Source organism: Clostridium thailandense, from assembly GCF_019207025.1.
Lineage (GTDB): Bacteria > Bacillota > Clostridia > Clostridiales > Clostridiaceae > Clostridium_AM > Clostridium_AM thailandense.
Genome location: NZ_JAEEGC010000043.1, coordinates 34,580 through 49,199 on the forward strand (window position 1 = coordinate 34,580; position 14,620 = coordinate 49,199).

Consider the following 14,620-nt stretch of genomic DNA (forward strand, 5'->3'; position numbering starts at 1 on the left):
CTTCCCATATATTTCGTCCTTGGGTTATTATTTATTTTAATCCAAGCTTTTCCATTGTAGCTACCAATTCATTTAAATCGATAGGTTTAATCAGGTGTGCTTCTAGACCTGTCTGAAAAGAATCACTAATATAGTTAACATTTGCTAAAGCTGTCACAATTATTACTTTAGCACGATTTGAACCTTCAATTCCTCTAATATTTTCAAACTCTCTTATTGATTTTAATGCCTTAATACCATCAACCCTTGGCATCATTACATCAAGACAAACCAGATCATAAGGTTTTTCCATGTCTAGTGCCATTATATATGCTTCTACAGCCTCAATTCCATCAATAGTAACATCACATTCTCCATACGCTGAAAGAAACTTTTGCATAAGTTTTCTACTTGCAAAATCATCCTCTGCTATTAATATCCTCATTCTAATCCTCCCTTTGTATACTTTATTTAATCTCTTATCTGCTATTACAAGTGAAGCATTATTTGTTCATATATACTGGACAGTGGAACTTGAACATCTGCTAATCCAGCCTCAAAAACAACCTTGGGCATTCCATAAACTATGCATGACTCCTCCGCCTCAACAATAACATAACCATTGTTTTCTTTTACACTTTGACATCCTATCAGCCCATCATTACCCATTCCAGTTAAAATTACGGAAATCAATCTATTCCCAAATAATGGTGCTGCAGAGTTTAGTGTTACATTTATGGATGGCTTATACAAGGTTTCTATAGGCGAATAGTCCTTAACCTTAAAAATAATCTTATTTTCTTTATCATGTTCAAAATATGTTTGGAATCCTGAGGGTGCGATATATATATTACCAACCTCTAAAAAATCTCCGTCTTCAATTTCTTTAACCTTAAGATTGCATATTGTGTCGAATCTTTCTGCAAGAGGTTTTGTAAAACCTGGTGGCATGTGCTGCAGTACTACAATGGGCACCTCTAAGTCTCTTGGGAATCTTGGCAAAATTGATTGTAACGCTGACGGACCTCCAGTAGAACATCCAATTATTACAAAATTTCTCTTTTTAACAGGATTGCTCTTATCTATTTCTTGAAGATCAAGCTTCTTTGTTTCCAAAATCCCATTATTAGTTTGGACTTTTCCACTTGCTGCAATTGCCCGCAATCTATCTAAAAACTCACCTATAACTTCCTCATTTGCCTCTTCACCAATAAGTGATTTTTTCAAAAAAAAATCTACTGCTCCCTTTTCTAATGCTTCTAAAGCTAATTGTGCACCTTGCTCCGTATGATTGCTTAACATGACCACAGGAACAGGACTACTTTTCATGATTTCCTTAAGTGCATCTATTCCATTAAGTTCTGGCATCTCGACATCCATAGTTATTATATCTGGTTTTAACCTTTGTGCCTTTTCAATAGCGTCAATGCCATTCCTTGCAATACCGATAATGAAGAACTGAGGGTCCTTTTCTATAATAAGACTAATGCACCTTCTCATAAAGGAGGAATCGTCAACAACTAGAACTCCACACTGTTTCATACTTATATTTCTCCCTTCTTATAATAAAAATTTGAAGGGGTATAAATGGTTTCAAAACCAGGATTTATACTTGTAATAGTTTCTGCATGACCTAAGAATAAATACCCCTGTGGATTTATAATATCATAAAAAGAGCTTGCAACTTTTTTTATGGATTCTAAATCAAAATATATAAGCACATTCCTGCAAAGAATTATATCTACTTTTCCTATTTCTGCTTTCATGTTTTTATCAAACATATTAAGGTGCTTAAACTTAACTAGTTTTCTTATATCCTCTTTAACTTTATACTCCTCATCTAGTTCATCAAAATATTTTTCAATCATCCCTTCAGGCATTTTTCTAAAGGATAGGGATTTCTTATTGTATAGCGCACCTTGAGCTTTGCTTAATACTTTCTTATTTATGTCTGAAGCTATTATCTCAACTGACCCTTCACTAAATAAATTACTCTCCTTTACCATCATAGCTAGAGTATAAGGCTCTTCTCCACTTGAACAGGCAGCACACCAAATTCTTAGTGGATTATAGGAAGTGCGATCTTTAAACTTTGGATATATAGTGTTCTGTAATTCCTTTAGCAAATTTTCTTCCCTAAAGAAATAAGTTTCATTTACTGTAACTAATTCTATAAGTATATCTTTCTCTTTATTGTCGCTCTTAACATAGCCACAATATTCCCATAAGCTCAAATTAAGTTCTTTAAGTCTGCTTGATATTTTTGATTCCAGTGAAGGCAGGTTTTTTAAGTAGTCAATACAACAAAATTCATAAATGTATTCTGCCAACTGCTGTAGTACAATGTTATCCATGATATGATTTTACCCTCCACTTATATAGAATTTTATACTAGAGAGAAGCTCTCTCTAGTATAGCCAAACTTACTTACCTTTCATTTACTAGCTCTTCTAAAATTCCTTTAATTTCTATAGAGTAACTTGAAAGTTCCTTTGTTACATTTCCAGTTCTTTCTACATCCTTAATGTTTGAGTTTACTACTCTATTAATATCTCTAATATGACTTGCAAGCTGTTCTACTTCCTTTGCTTGAACCTTAGTTGCAGAAGTTACTTCCCCTGCCTGTTCTGTCACATTCTTTACATTTTTTATAAGTTTTTCTGATCCTTTAGACTGCTCTTTCATTGCCCAGGTTATCTTCTTAATCTCGTCTCTTGAACTGCTTACTCCCTTTATTATGTCTTCTACTCCTACAGCTTGTTCCTTTGCAGCCTGTGTTACTTGAGCTGCTTGTTTTGTGACATTTTCAATAGAAATTATTATGTTTTGTCCTTGTCTTGCTTGTTCTTTGACAGCTATAGCAACTTGTCTTGCTTGCTCCCTGGAATTCTCTACTCCTTTAATAACCTCGTCCACTCCCTTGGCTTGTTCCTTTACTGCTAAAGTCACTTGTTCTGCTTGCTTCGTCACATTCTCAACAGAAACAACAATATCTTTACCTTGTTTAGCCTGCTCTTTCACTGCTGCTGTTATTTGTCTTACCTGCTCCCTTGCATTTTCTACTCCTTTAATAACTTCGTCTACTCCCTCCGCCTGCTCTTTTACGGCCCAAGTAACTTCTGCTGTTTGCTTTGTTACATCTTTAATTAACCTTGCAATGGATCTTCCTTGTTCTGCTTGGATGACCATAGCTTCTGTGATTTGTTTTACCTGCTCTCTAGAATTTACTACTCCCTTAATAACCTCTTCTACTCCACTCGCTTGCTCTTTTACTGCTTGTGTTACTTGTGTAGTTTGTTCCGCTACATTCTCTACTGCTATAACTATATTCTGTCCTTGCTTAGCCTGCTCTTTTACTGCTTGTGTTACTTGCCTTACTTGTTCTCTTGCGTTTACAACTCCTTTTATTACTTCTTCTACTCCAATAGCTTGCTCTTTTACTGTCTGTGTTACTTGAACAGTTTGATCTGTTACATTTTCTACTGCTGCAACAATGTTTTTTCCTTGGCTCGCCTGTTCTTTTACTGCTACTGTTATTTGTCTTACCTGCTCTTTAGCGTTTACTACTCCTTTTATTATTTCTTGAACTCCAGCAGCTTGCTCTTTCGTTGCTTGAGTCACCTGCGCAGCTTGATTGGTTACATTTTCTACAGACCTTACTATTTCCTGACCCTGCTTAGCTTGCTCTTTAACAGCTACAGTTATCTGCCTTACCTGTTCTCTTGCATTTGCAATTCCCTTTATTACTTCATCTGCTCCTGCTCCCTGTTCCTTTACAGCTAAAGCAACTTCAGCTGCCTGCTTAGTCACATTCTCAACGGCTATGACGATATTTTGTCCTTGATTCGTCTGTTCTTGCATAGCTATATTTATTTGTCTAACCTGTTCTTTAGCATTTGCTACACCTTTTATTACATTTTCTACACTTACTGCCTGTTCTTTAGTAGCTGATGTAACCATAGTTGCCTGATTTGTTACATTTTTCATAGCTTCAAGTATTTCTATACTGCCTCTATTTTGACTTTCTGTAGCTACTGTAATCTCTTTAATTTCGCCACTTACTTTTTCTATACCACCAACTATTTTGTCTATTACTGTTCCTACTTCATTACTTAGCTTTGTTCCATATTCAACCTTTTCTGTTCCTACTTCAATTGCTTTAATTGCATTTGTAGTTTCACCTTGAATACCTTTTATAAGATCTGATATTTCTTTAGTAGCAGAAGCACTTCTTTCTGCTAATTTCCTCACCTCATCTGCAACTACAGCAAAGCCCTTACCATGTTCTCCAGCTCTTGCAGCTTCGATTGCTGCATTAAGTGCCAGTAAATTCGTTTGATCCGCTATATCATCTATAACATCAATAATACTTCCTATCTTATCTGAGCTTTTGCCTAGGTTAATAATAACATCTTCTGCTTTATGTATTACATCTGAAATTTCTTTTATAGCAACTAGTGTACTTGATACAGCAGTTTGTCCATTTTTCGCATCCTCTTGCACCATTTCACTCAGCTTATTTACGTTTTGTGCATTTTGTGCAACTTGACTTATAGAAGCAGCCATATTTTCTACTGTTTTATAAGTATCAGCTGAAGATTTCTGTAGCTCCACCGCATTTCCTGCAACCCCTTGTATAGAATGCCCCATTTCTTCGATAGAAGCTGATATCTCTTCAACAGACTTTGCTGTGCTTTCACTATTTCCTGCAACTTGCTCTATAGATGCAACTATCTCCTGAACAGCTGCAGCTGACTCATCTGCAGAACCCTTTAAGCTTTCAGCATTGCCTGCCACACCTTTTATGGATTTTCCCATCTGTTCTATAGATGAAGAAATTTGCTCTACTGAGCTTGCTGTACTTTCACTATTTCCTGCTACCTGCTGAATAGATGCAACCATTTCCTGTACTGCTGCAGCTGACTCATCTGCAGAACCCTTTAAGCTTTCAGCATTACCTGCTACACCTTGAATTGTCTTTCCCATTTGTTCAATAGCGGCTGATATTTGCTCTACTGAACTTGCTGTACTCTCACTGTTTCCTGCAACTTGTTCTATAGAAGCTACTATTTCCTGTACTGCTGACGAAGTTTCTTCAGCTGAGCCTTTTAAGCTTTCAGCATTACCTGCTACTCCTTTTATGGACTTTCCCATCTGCTCTATAGAAGTTGATATCTCTTCAACAGACTTTGCTGTGCTTTCACTATTTCCTGCAACTTGTTCTATAGAAGCTACTATCTCTTGTACTGCTGACGAAGTTTCCTCAACAGAACCTTTTAGACTTTCTGCATTGACTGCCACACCTTTTATAGATTTTCCCATTTGCTCTATGGATACTGATATCTGTTCTACGGAGCTTGCTGTACTTTCACTGTTTTTTGCCACTTGCTCTATAGAGGTAACCACTGAATTCATTGTGTTTGATGCTTCTTCAGCTGTGCTCTTAAGCCCCTCTGCATTAACTGCCACACCCTTTATGGACTTTCCCATTTCTTCAATGGAGGCCGATATTTGTTCTACAGAACTTGCTGTACTTTCGCTATTCCCTGCAACTTGCTCTATGGAAGCTACTACTTCCTGTATTGCTGCTGTACTTTCCTTAGCTGATGAAGTTAGACTTTCTGCATTACCTGCTACTCCTTTTATAGACTTGCCCATTTGTTGTATGGATACAGAAATCTCTTCTACTGATTTAGAAGTACTCTCACTATTTCCTGATACCTGCTCTATGGAAACAACTATCTCTTGAACCGCAGCAGAAGACTCTTCAGCAGAGGCTGCTAGACTCTCTGCATTTCCAGCTACTCCTTTTATGGATTTCCCCATTTGTTCGATGGAAGCAGATATTTGTTCTACAGAACTTGCCACACTTTCGCTGTTACCAGCCACCTCATTAATTGAAATTGCCACTTCTTCTAAGGAATTTTTTGATTCCTTAGCAAGATTATTTAACTGTTCAGCATTTCTTACTACTCCAGCTATAGAACTTGCAAGTTCTTCTGTCATGGAATTTGTGGATTCAACAGAGGAAGCCTGCTCACTTGTTCCTTTAGTTACTTGGTCCGTTATTCCAGATAAATCCTTTAATTTTTCGTCTAATCTTTTTGCAGTAGTGAATACACTATGTACTTTATTTGTAACTCCTGAAGATTTCATAAATTTTATCGCCATATTTTTATTAAAATTCCCCACTAAATCGCCTCCGTTATTTCATTATTTTTAATTATAGTATCATTATTATTTGATTCGGTTTTTAATCCTATGTTTTCTCTTATAACTTTACTATTAATTATTCTTGACAGACCTAGAACATCTAAGATACAGGCTACACTGCCGTCTCCAAGTATTGTTGCTCCTGAAATACCTTCAACCTTTCCTATATAAGCTCCCAAAGGTTTTACTACTATTTCTTGATTCCCAATTAATTTGTCAACTACGACTCCAAATCTTTTTTCAGCGGTTCCTAAAATTACAATAAATATATTCTTCTTACTTTTCATTCTTGGAAGTTTAAAATAGTCGTGAAGCCATATTAGTGGTAGTACTTTATCTCTTATTATAACGATGGACTGCTTCTTTACAGATTCTATTTCGCTTACAGGCTTCCTTACTATCTCAACTATGTTGCTCATTGGAAGTGCATAGGTTTCATTATGTATTTTGACTAATAGACCTGTGAGTATTGCTAGAGTTAAAGGAAGCTTTATAGTAAACTTTGTACCTTCTCCCTCTTTTGTTTCAACATAAATCATTCCGTTTAGCTTATCAATATGATTTCTCACTATATCCATACCTACGCCTCTTCCTGAGACGTCACTAACATTTTCTGCTGTTGATAGTCCTGTTTCAAATATCAAATTGACTACTTCACTTTGAGATAAAGTTTCTGCCATTTGCGCAGAAACTACATTCTTTTTTATTGCAGATTTTTTTATTTTCTCTAAATCCAGACCTGCACCATCATCTTCTATAGTGATAATGACGTGATTCTCTTGATGAAAAGCTCTTATTTTAAGGAAACCCTTAGATGGTTTCCCTTTACCTTCACGAATTTCAGTTGTCTCTATACCATGGTCTAAGGAGTTTCTTACAAGATGTATAAGTGGATCTGTAATATCTTCTATTATAGTTCTGTCCATCTCAGTATCTCCACCTTCAAGGATTAACTCCACCTCTTTGCCAAGAGACTGACTTAAATCCCTAACTACTCTTGGAAAACGATTGAATAACTGCTGTACTGGAAGCATTCTCGCTTTCATTACACTCTCCTGAAGCTCGCTGACTACTCTTGATACATGGTTAGAGATTCCCATTAAGTCGTCTACTGTACTATCCTTTATGTATCTATTATGAAGAATACTTCCAACCTGAGCTATTCTAGTCTGCTCAATAACCATTTCTCCAACTAAATTCATCATCTGTTCTAGTCTTTCAATATCAACTCTAACAGTCTGGGAGATTCTCTTCTCATTATGTTCTACCTTACTTCTTGAGAGTCCATCCTCTGCATTATCTACTTCAACTTTCCTATCTTTTTCAGATACATCAAGCTTGAAAGGTGTTGCCCTTACTTCTTCTACATCCATTAATTCATCTTTCGCTTTTGACTCAAGCTCCTTTATATCTAAATCTGTAGTAATTAAATAATTTATTAATGTAACCTCTGAATCATCGGGCAATTCAAAAACATTGGGCCTCGAAGCAATAACGCTTCCCATTTCATTTAGAGTATTTAGTATAAGGCATGCTCTAGTTGCCTTCATAAGGCTCTCTTCAGCTATTTTAACCTTACAAACAATACAATTGTCTCCTTCTAAAATGGCTCTTTCCAGAATGTTTTTATCTTTATCAACTAAGTTAAACATTCCCTGTACCAAAATATCTTCACCTGAGGTTTTTTTAATTTCAGTTTCTTCCGATTTACTTTCTGCTGTTTTTTTACTTGGCTTAATTCCTAATACTCCCTTTAATTCTTCCACTAAATTCGAGATATCTATTTTTGTACTGTTTTTATTCTGAGCAAAGTCATCCTTAAGAAGTCTTAAACAATCTAGACATTTAAAAAGCGAATTAATAATAGTCCTATCTACAGTCAGTAAATTGTTCCTGATTTTATCCAAAACATTTTCCATCTCATGAGTAAGATCTTTCATCTTATCATATCCCATTGTAGATGAAGATCCCTTTAAAGTATGTGCAACTCGAAATATTTCTTGTACAACTTCTTGGCTTTCCCCTGTCTCTTCTAATTCTAGGATGCCTTCCTCAAGAAACTGAAGTTGTTCTTCTACTTCATCTAAAAATGCTCTAATCATTTCAGAACTCTCGTATACCGAAGACATGTTGCACCCTCCTATTCATACAATACTACATCTATCTTTAATAGACTTACCACACCTTCATCCGTAATCCCTAAACCCTCAAAATATTCTCCCTCAATTCCTGTTACCATTTCAGGTGGTGGTTGAATATCCTTAAATTTTATAACCTGATTAACCTTGTCTACAATTACACCAATCATTTCTTCTCTACTTTTCACAACAACTATTCTTGTGGACTTGGTGCTAGTATAATTAGGTAATCCAAATCTTTTATGAAGATTAACCACCGGAATGACTTTTCCTCGTAGATTAATCACACCATCTAAAAAGCTTTTACTGTTATGTACTGGAGTGATTTGCTGCATTCTTATAATTTCATAAACATCACTGATTTTTAAGGCATACTTTTCATTAGCTAGCTCATATGCAATAAACTGAATATCCAGTAAATCATTCATAATTCTCCTCCGTATAATAAATTCAAGTTGAGTTCTATAACTTACTTAAAGTTTGAATTACATAGTCCTCCTTGTAGGGTTTTACTACAAAACCTTTTGCCCCAATCATAACTGCCTTTTTAACCCATGATTCTTGCCCTAAAGCTGAAATCATGACAACCTTAGCATTGGGATCTTTACTTTTAATTGCTCCAAGGGCCTCAACACCGTCCATTTTGGGCATTGTAATATCCATAGTTACAATATCCGGTTTTAAAACAAAATATTTTTCAATCGCTTCTAATCCATCTGAAGCTTCACCAACAACTTCAAACCCATTTTTCTCCAGCATTGCCCTAAGTGAAATTCTCATAAATACAGCATCATCTACTATAAGAATCCTTTTCATGTTTACACCATCCTACTCATATTATTCCTGTACATTACCGATATAATTTTAAAATTATCTCTAAAGTATTCATAGCTCTTTCTTTCAAAGGAAAATTAAATTTACTCATTCTCCACTTTAGTATTATTTCTCTAATTGAACCTAGTATTATATCTGTAAGAACTTCACTATCGATATCAGTTCTTAACTCTCCAGCTTTCTTTCCTTTTTCAATATAATGCATAATAAGATTTGACCTGTCATTAAATATTCGTTTACTCTTTTCGCCTATATTTCTCTCATGTTCTAAAGTTTCCTGTATAACAACTAAAGCAGTAATCGCTGGGTAGTTTTCATAGTATTCAATCATCATTTTAAAAAAAAATTTGATACTATCCTCAGACGACAACCTGCTTATCTCTATAGACTCTTTGATACTATCATCAAACTTTGCGTAATAATCCAACGCCCCTAAAATAATATCCTCTTTACTTTTAAAATGCTTGTATAATGTACCATCAGAAATTTCTTGCCGCCTTGTTATTTCTTTTGTCGACAGTCCTTGAAATCCCAAATCACTTATAATTTCAATGGCTGTAAGTATAATTCTTTCCTTTCTGCTTATGAAGAACTTCATACAAAACCTCCTACGTAGGCTATCTAGTAACCACTCGCTTTCCTTCATTATAAAAATAATATATAATTTTGTCAATATTTCTAAAAATTTATCAATTGACATCAAAATATGCCTTGATAAGATGTCTTGTCACAGACCATTGTAAATCTTAGCTTTAATTTTATCAAAAGCATAAGCAACCGAAGGCTGCGGAATTCTCTGAAACAGACTTCGGTTGCTTACTTTAAATTTTTCAATCTATATTCTAACGCTAGGTAATCTCTGAACTAAACTTTTTTATTCTACTATTTTTCTTATTGTCTCCTTCCATCTCTCAAGTTTTTTAATAGAGAGTTTAACAGTTTCAACTAAAACTTCTATGCTTTTAAATGGTTCAAGTATATAATCATTTGCTCCAAGCTCTAGAGCTTGTATTACGTTATCCATTGTAGAGTGCTCAGATACCATTATAACTTGTGTAAGTGCATCGTAGAATTTAACTTCTCTCAGCAAATCTATGCCGTTCATATGCGGCATTCCAACATCTATAATTACAACATGGTATTTTTCACTTTTAAATTTATCTAATGCTTTTAAAGAATCAGTACAGGTTTCTACACTATACCCTTCTGTAATTAAATTTTCTGTTATAGAATTAATGGTTTCTTCTTCATAATCTACTATTAGTATTTTGTAGCCTTTTCCCATATTTTTTATTGCCCCCCTATTACTTTAATATAAAGTCATTACCTGTCACAGCCTCAAGTTCTTTAATATATTGCTTTATGTCCTCAATAACTGCTATTGATTCAATAATGTTATACAATCTTTTTCTGTAATGACCACCATTTATTATATATAATTTAATACCTTCCTCGGCAAAACTTTTATGAAGTTGTATTAATTTTTTCAATTCATCAGTTTCCAATATTTTTACTTTACTAATATCAATGGCTACATATTTAAAGATAGTTCTATTAAGCTTATCAGATAACTCACTTAATCTCTCAACCTTTACTCCTTCTGAATTTAACTTAATATACTTAAAAATTAATTTATTTTTAAAGGTTTCATATATCCTTTCTGTAAGACATATGTGTAAATTATATAAGTCTTCTAATATACTTAAAGAATCTTTACTATCTATTGTAATAGCTGAGAGTAACAGTTTTAAAAATGCTCTTATTTCCTTTATTAATGTCTGAATTTCTACATTTAAATTCTTTATTTCCAGCAACTTTTTATTTTTTTCACTAAGTTTAACTATTCTTAATTTTTCTTCATAACTGTAACGTATTTCTGTAAAACCAGTCCTAAGTTCTAAAAAACAGCTTAATACCTCTAGTAATGATTTTACTTCCTCCTGAGATAAATTCATTTCAAACTTACTCAAATATTCATCAGTTATATTTGTTACACTTATTTTTTTCACATTTACAAAGTCAATACTGTTATATAACATTTCAATATCTACTTCAGTATTGAATATACATTCATATTTATCAATTAATTTACTGCTTTCTGAAGTTGTCATAAATTCTAATGAAGGATTAGAATACATAATTTTACCTATTTCACTCATCGCATTTATTATCATAAATCTTGTGACACTTTGCATTATATCACTAGTATTCAGTGTCACTCTTACAAAATATGTATTTGAATATTCTTTTGGAATATTATTTTCTATTTCTAGCTTGTAAATATGCTCTTTTTCAAGTTTTAGAGCTTTTTCATTTGTATATCCGTTAATTCTACTTCCAATATTATCCATAAGTATTAGAACATCCTGCGATCTTTGGATTGCCGTTTGATTGATTTCCTCTCCATAACTCTCTCTACGTAAATTAAATAAAGTCACAATTTCATCTACAGCTGCAAAACAACAAGCTAACACTTCACTGTCCAATTCTATCTTTCCTTCACGGGCATAGTTTAGTATATCCTCAAGTTTATGAGACAAAGTTGAAATTTCTCTAAAATCTAAAGTAGCTGAACTACCTTTTATTGAGTGTATGCATCTAAAAAGTCCATTAAGCTCTTCTGCAGAATATAATTTTTCAAGTCCTATCAAATGTATTTCTGCTTGTTCCAAAAGTTCCTTCGTCTCTTCAAAAAAAACATCTAATAAGGTATCCACCTTTATCACCTGCCTTATGTTATGAACCTTATTGATTTAGCCTAGAGCCATTTTCATAATATCACTTGGATTTAGTATTATTACCACCTGCCCATTTCCAAGCAAGGTTGAACCTAAAATCCCTTCTATAGCTGATAAATAGTCTGTTAGTGGCTTTACTATAAATTCCTGTTCGTTTAGAAGTTTGTCTACAATGATCCCTACTTTATCTATGCCATTAGAAATTATAACAGCATTTAATTCTTCTAAATCCTCATTAACTCCTTTTAACATAAGAATTTTCTTAAGCCACTCTATTCCAATTACTCCTCCACGCAAATAAGCGAAGTGTTTTCCAGCGAATTCATATATATTTTCTTTTGATATTTTTACAGTCTCAACTACATTTTCAATAGGTAAAATATATTTTTCTTTCTCAATTTCTACTAGAAGCCCCCTAGATACTACAAGGGTAAGTGGTAACTTTATTGTGATTTTAGTACCATTACCAATTTCACTATCAATGGATACCACACCATTAATCTTGGTTATATTGCTTTTAACTACATCCATCCCTACCCCTCTTCCAGATATTTCAGTTACTTTTTTTGCTGTACTAAACCCTGGCAAAAATATTAAATTTAAAAGTTGATTTTTACTCATTTTTTCTGCCTCATCAGCTTTTATAAATCCTTTATCTACAGCCTTCTGTCTAATTTCCTCATGATTTATACCTTTACCATCATCCTCAACTTCTATATATACATATTTATTTTTATTGTAAGCTCTAAGATAAATATTCCCTTCTTGATTTTTACCTTTTTTTACTCTTTCTTCAATACTTTCAATTCCATGATCTGCGGCGTTCCTTATAATATGAACCAGCGGGTCACTCATTTGTTCTATTATGCTTTTATCAATTTCTGTTGTTTCTCCTTCTGTTATTAAATTTATCTTTTTATTAGCAGCCTGCGATATCTCTCTTATTATTCTTGGCATCTTCTGAAACACAGATTTAATTTCTATCATTCTTATAGACATAATATTACTCTGTAATTCATTTGATATTCTATTAACCGAAGCTCCTATTTCCTTAACTTCCTTTGCAAGCTCTGGTATGTTATAATCCATGCTTATTTTCTTTGAAATGTGCATAAAGGCATTCTTTGTTATCATGAGTTCTGCGATCATATCCATCATTGTATCAAGCTTTTTCTGGTTAACTCTTATACTTTGTAATTGGAGGTTTTTCTTAGAGTCTTCTTTTGAATTTTTATTTTTAACTATTTTTTCTTTCTGGGTATTATTTGGATCCATCATAATGGTTTTTTCAAATGCTTTATTAACTTTACTATTCTTTAAATCTACATCTCTTAAATTGTCTTCATCTCTTGTATCACAATTCTTTTTCATCATATCTTTATTTTGTGATTTTTCTTCTATTATTTCCTTGAGCCTTATAATTAAATCCTTTGAACTTTCTTCATCATTTAAATTGATTTCAAATTTATCTCTATAATCTTCAAGCAAAGCTTCTTTTACTTTTTCCTTCATATGATAGATAAAGTCCCCTAACAAGTCTATACCCTTCATTAAATGATCCATAATATTAGAGTTCATTACTATGTCCTTATTTTTAATCTTATAGATTACCTGCTCAATGGCATGACTTAATTTTGTAATAATTGAAACCCCCAAGAAAGAAGCCCCTCCTTTAATACTATGAATCCTTCTTAATATATTATTGATTAGCTCCATATTATTTGAAGCTGTTTCTAACTTTAAAAGCTCCTTTTCAAGAGCACCTAAATCTTCTACAGCCTCTTTTGTAAATGAATCTAATATTTTCAAATCTCTATTCTCGAATACATAAATCAAACTTTCCACCCCCTTTTCATATCACTATATATTCTTTAAGGTTTCGAATATACTATAATGCTGCCTATCTTTTGTGCCTTATAGGCAGCAGATATCCTACCTATAGATTCAGAGTGTCCTAGAAATATAAAGCCTCCGCTATTTAAACTATTATAAAAACTATCCACAACCATTTTTCTAGATCTATTATTAAAATAAATTAGAACATTTCTGCAAAATATAAAATCGTAGTTTGTCATTAATTCCATCTCTTCAAAATCAAATAAGTTTAATTTTTTAAATTTCACTGATTTCCTTAGTTTTAGATTTATTAAATACTTGTCTTCTATTTTGGTAAAATATTTGTAAAGATATTCCGGAGGTACTTCCCTTACAGCCCTTTCATCATATATTCCAACTTTCGCTGCCTCTATAACCAGTTCATTTATGTCAGATGCAACAATTTCTATATTCCACTTCTCTGGTTCCTCAAGCATTTCTAGCAGTATTATAGCCAATGTATACGGTTCTTCTCCAGTAGAACAAGCTGCACTCCATATTCTTAAATTATAGTCTCCTCTTTTTTGCTTATCTTTTATAATTATTGGCAAAATCTCTTCTGCAAAATTTTGGAACTGTGGGAAATCTCTAAAGAAATAAGTCTCATTCACAGTTAAATCATTAACTAATTTATAAAATTCACTTTCATCCTCAGAAAATCTTATTAAATTATAATACTCCTTAAAATCCTCTATATTCAGATCTGCCATTCTATTTTTTATTCTCTTCTCAACAAAATATTTTTTATTTACTCCATAATTCAAACCTGTTTTCTTAAACACATACTTTACATAATCTTCATACAGCTCATCTAGTAGTATCATTTCACCACTTCCAATCTAT

General features: G+C 33.3%; 12 protein-coding genes. All 12 read right to left on the reverse strand.

Annotated elements, in window-relative coordinates:
- Nucleotides 1–31: 31 nt before the first annotated feature.
- The 12 genes from I6U48_RS10610 to I6U48_RS10665 all read right to left on the reverse strand — a co-directional run bounded on the left by I6U48_RS10610 (nucleotide 32) and on the right by I6U48_RS10665 (nucleotide 14,601).
- Nucleotides 32–424, reverse strand: coding sequence for a response regulator (locus tag I6U48_RS10610; RefSeq protein ID WP_218320394.1), 393 nt, complete (start codon nucleotides 422–424; stop codon nucleotides 32–34).
- A 44-nt stretch (nucleotides 425–468) separates the two neighbouring features.
- Nucleotides 469–1,521 (reverse strand): protein-glutamate methylesterase/protein-glutamine glutaminase, encoded by a 1,053-nt coding sequence (locus tag I6U48_RS10615; protein ID WP_218320395.1) that lies wholly within the window; start codon nucleotides 1,519–1,521, stop codon nucleotides 469–471.
- A 2-nt stretch (nucleotides 1,522–1,523) separates the two neighbouring features.
- Nucleotides 1,524–2,333: a CheR family methyltransferase gene (locus I6U48_RS10620; protein WP_218320396.1), complete on the reverse strand. Its 810-nt coding sequence runs from the start codon at nucleotides 2,331–2,333 to the stop codon at nucleotides 1,524–1,526.
- Between the two features lie 73 nt (nucleotides 2,334–2,406).
- Complete coding sequence (locus tag I6U48_RS10625; protein ID WP_512699245.1) at nucleotides 2,407–6,171, reverse strand: methyl-accepting chemotaxis protein; 3,765 nt, start codon at nucleotides 6,169–6,171, stop codon at nucleotides 2,407–2,409.
- Nucleotides 6,171–8,321, reverse strand: a complete 2,151-nt coding sequence (locus tag I6U48_RS10630) for a chemotaxis protein CheA (RefSeq protein ID WP_218320397.1) — start codon at nucleotides 8,319–8,321, stop codon at nucleotides 6,171–6,173. Before I6U48_RS10630 ends, I6U48_RS10625 begins: the two co-directional genes overlap by 1 nt.
- Nucleotides 8,322–8,332: 11 nt before the next feature.
- Nucleotides 8,333–8,758 (reverse strand): chemotaxis protein CheW, encoded by a 426-nt coding sequence (locus tag I6U48_RS10635; protein ID WP_218320398.1) that lies wholly within the window; start codon nucleotides 8,756–8,758, stop codon nucleotides 8,333–8,335.
- A gap of 34 nt (nucleotides 8,759–8,792) precedes the next feature.
- Nucleotides 8,793–9,146 carry a response regulator gene (locus I6U48_RS10640; RefSeq protein ID WP_218320399.1) on the reverse strand — a complete coding sequence of 118 codons (354 nt, stop codon included), beginning with the start codon at nucleotides 9,144–9,146 and terminating at the stop codon, nucleotides 8,793–8,795.
- Between the two features lie 34 nt (nucleotides 9,147–9,180).
- Entirely contained in the window at nucleotides 9,181–9,762 is a 582-nt protein-coding gene (locus I6U48_RS10645) for a TetR/AcrR family transcriptional regulator (RefSeq protein ID WP_218320400.1), read from the reverse strand.
- 276 nt (nucleotides 9,763–10,038) lie between these two features.
- Nucleotides 10,039–10,449: a response regulator transcription factor gene (locus I6U48_RS10650; protein ID WP_218320401.1), complete on the reverse strand. Its 411-nt coding sequence runs from the start codon at nucleotides 10,447–10,449 to the stop codon at nucleotides 10,039–10,041.
- A gap of 19 nt (nucleotides 10,450–10,468) precedes the next feature.
- Entirely contained in the window at nucleotides 10,469–11,881 is a 1,413-nt protein-coding gene (locus tag I6U48_RS10655; RefSeq protein ID WP_218320402.1) for an Hpt domain-containing protein, read from the reverse strand.
- 36 nt (nucleotides 11,882–11,917) lie between these two features.
- Nucleotides 11,918–13,738, reverse strand: coding sequence for a chemotaxis protein CheA (locus tag I6U48_RS10660; protein WP_218320403.1), 1,821 nt, complete (start codon nucleotides 13,736–13,738; stop codon nucleotides 11,918–11,920).
- A 35-nt stretch (nucleotides 13,739–13,773) separates the two neighbouring features.
- Nucleotides 13,774–14,601, reverse strand: a complete 828-nt coding sequence (locus tag I6U48_RS10665; protein ID WP_218320404.1) for a CheR family methyltransferase — start codon at nucleotides 14,599–14,601, stop codon at nucleotides 13,774–13,776.
- Nucleotides 14,602–14,620: the final 19 nt, after the last annotated feature.

Bases quoted from the DNA above. Each gene is read 5' to 3' on its own strand.
- I6U48_RS10635 (WP_218320398.1), bottom strand. From the start codon at position 8,758: ATGAATGATTTACTGGATATTCAGTTTATTGCATATGAGCTAGCTAAT.
- I6U48_RS10615 (WP_218320395.1), bottom strand. From the start codon at position 1,521: ATGAAACAGTGTGGAGTTCTAGTTGTTGACGATTCCTCCTTTATGAGA.
- I6U48_RS10630 (WP_218320397.1), bottom strand. From the start codon at position 8,321: ATGTCTTCGGTATACGAGAGTTCTGAAATGATTAGAGCATTTTTAGAT.
- I6U48_RS10620 (WP_218320396.1), bottom strand. From the start codon at position 2,333: ATGGATAACATTGTACTACAGCAGTTGGCAGAATACATTTATGAATTT.
- I6U48_RS10665 (WP_218320404.1), bottom strand. From the start codon at position 14,601: ATGATACTACTAGATGAGCTGTATGAAGATTATGTAAAGTATGTGTTT.
- I6U48_RS10610 (WP_218320394.1), bottom strand. From the start codon at position 424: ATGAGGATATTAATAGCAGAGGATGATTTTGCAAGTAGAAAACTTATG.
- I6U48_RS10645 (WP_218320400.1), bottom strand. From the start codon at position 9,762: ATGAAGTTCTTCATAAGCAGAAAGGAAAGAATTATACTTACAGCCATT.
- I6U48_RS10640 (WP_218320399.1), bottom strand. From the start codon at position 9,146: ATGAAAAGGATTCTTATAGTAGATGATGCTGTATTTATGAGAATTTCA.
- I6U48_RS10650 (WP_218320401.1), bottom strand. From the start codon at position 10,449: ATGGGAAAAGGCTACAAAATACTAATAGTAGATTATGAAGAAGAAACC.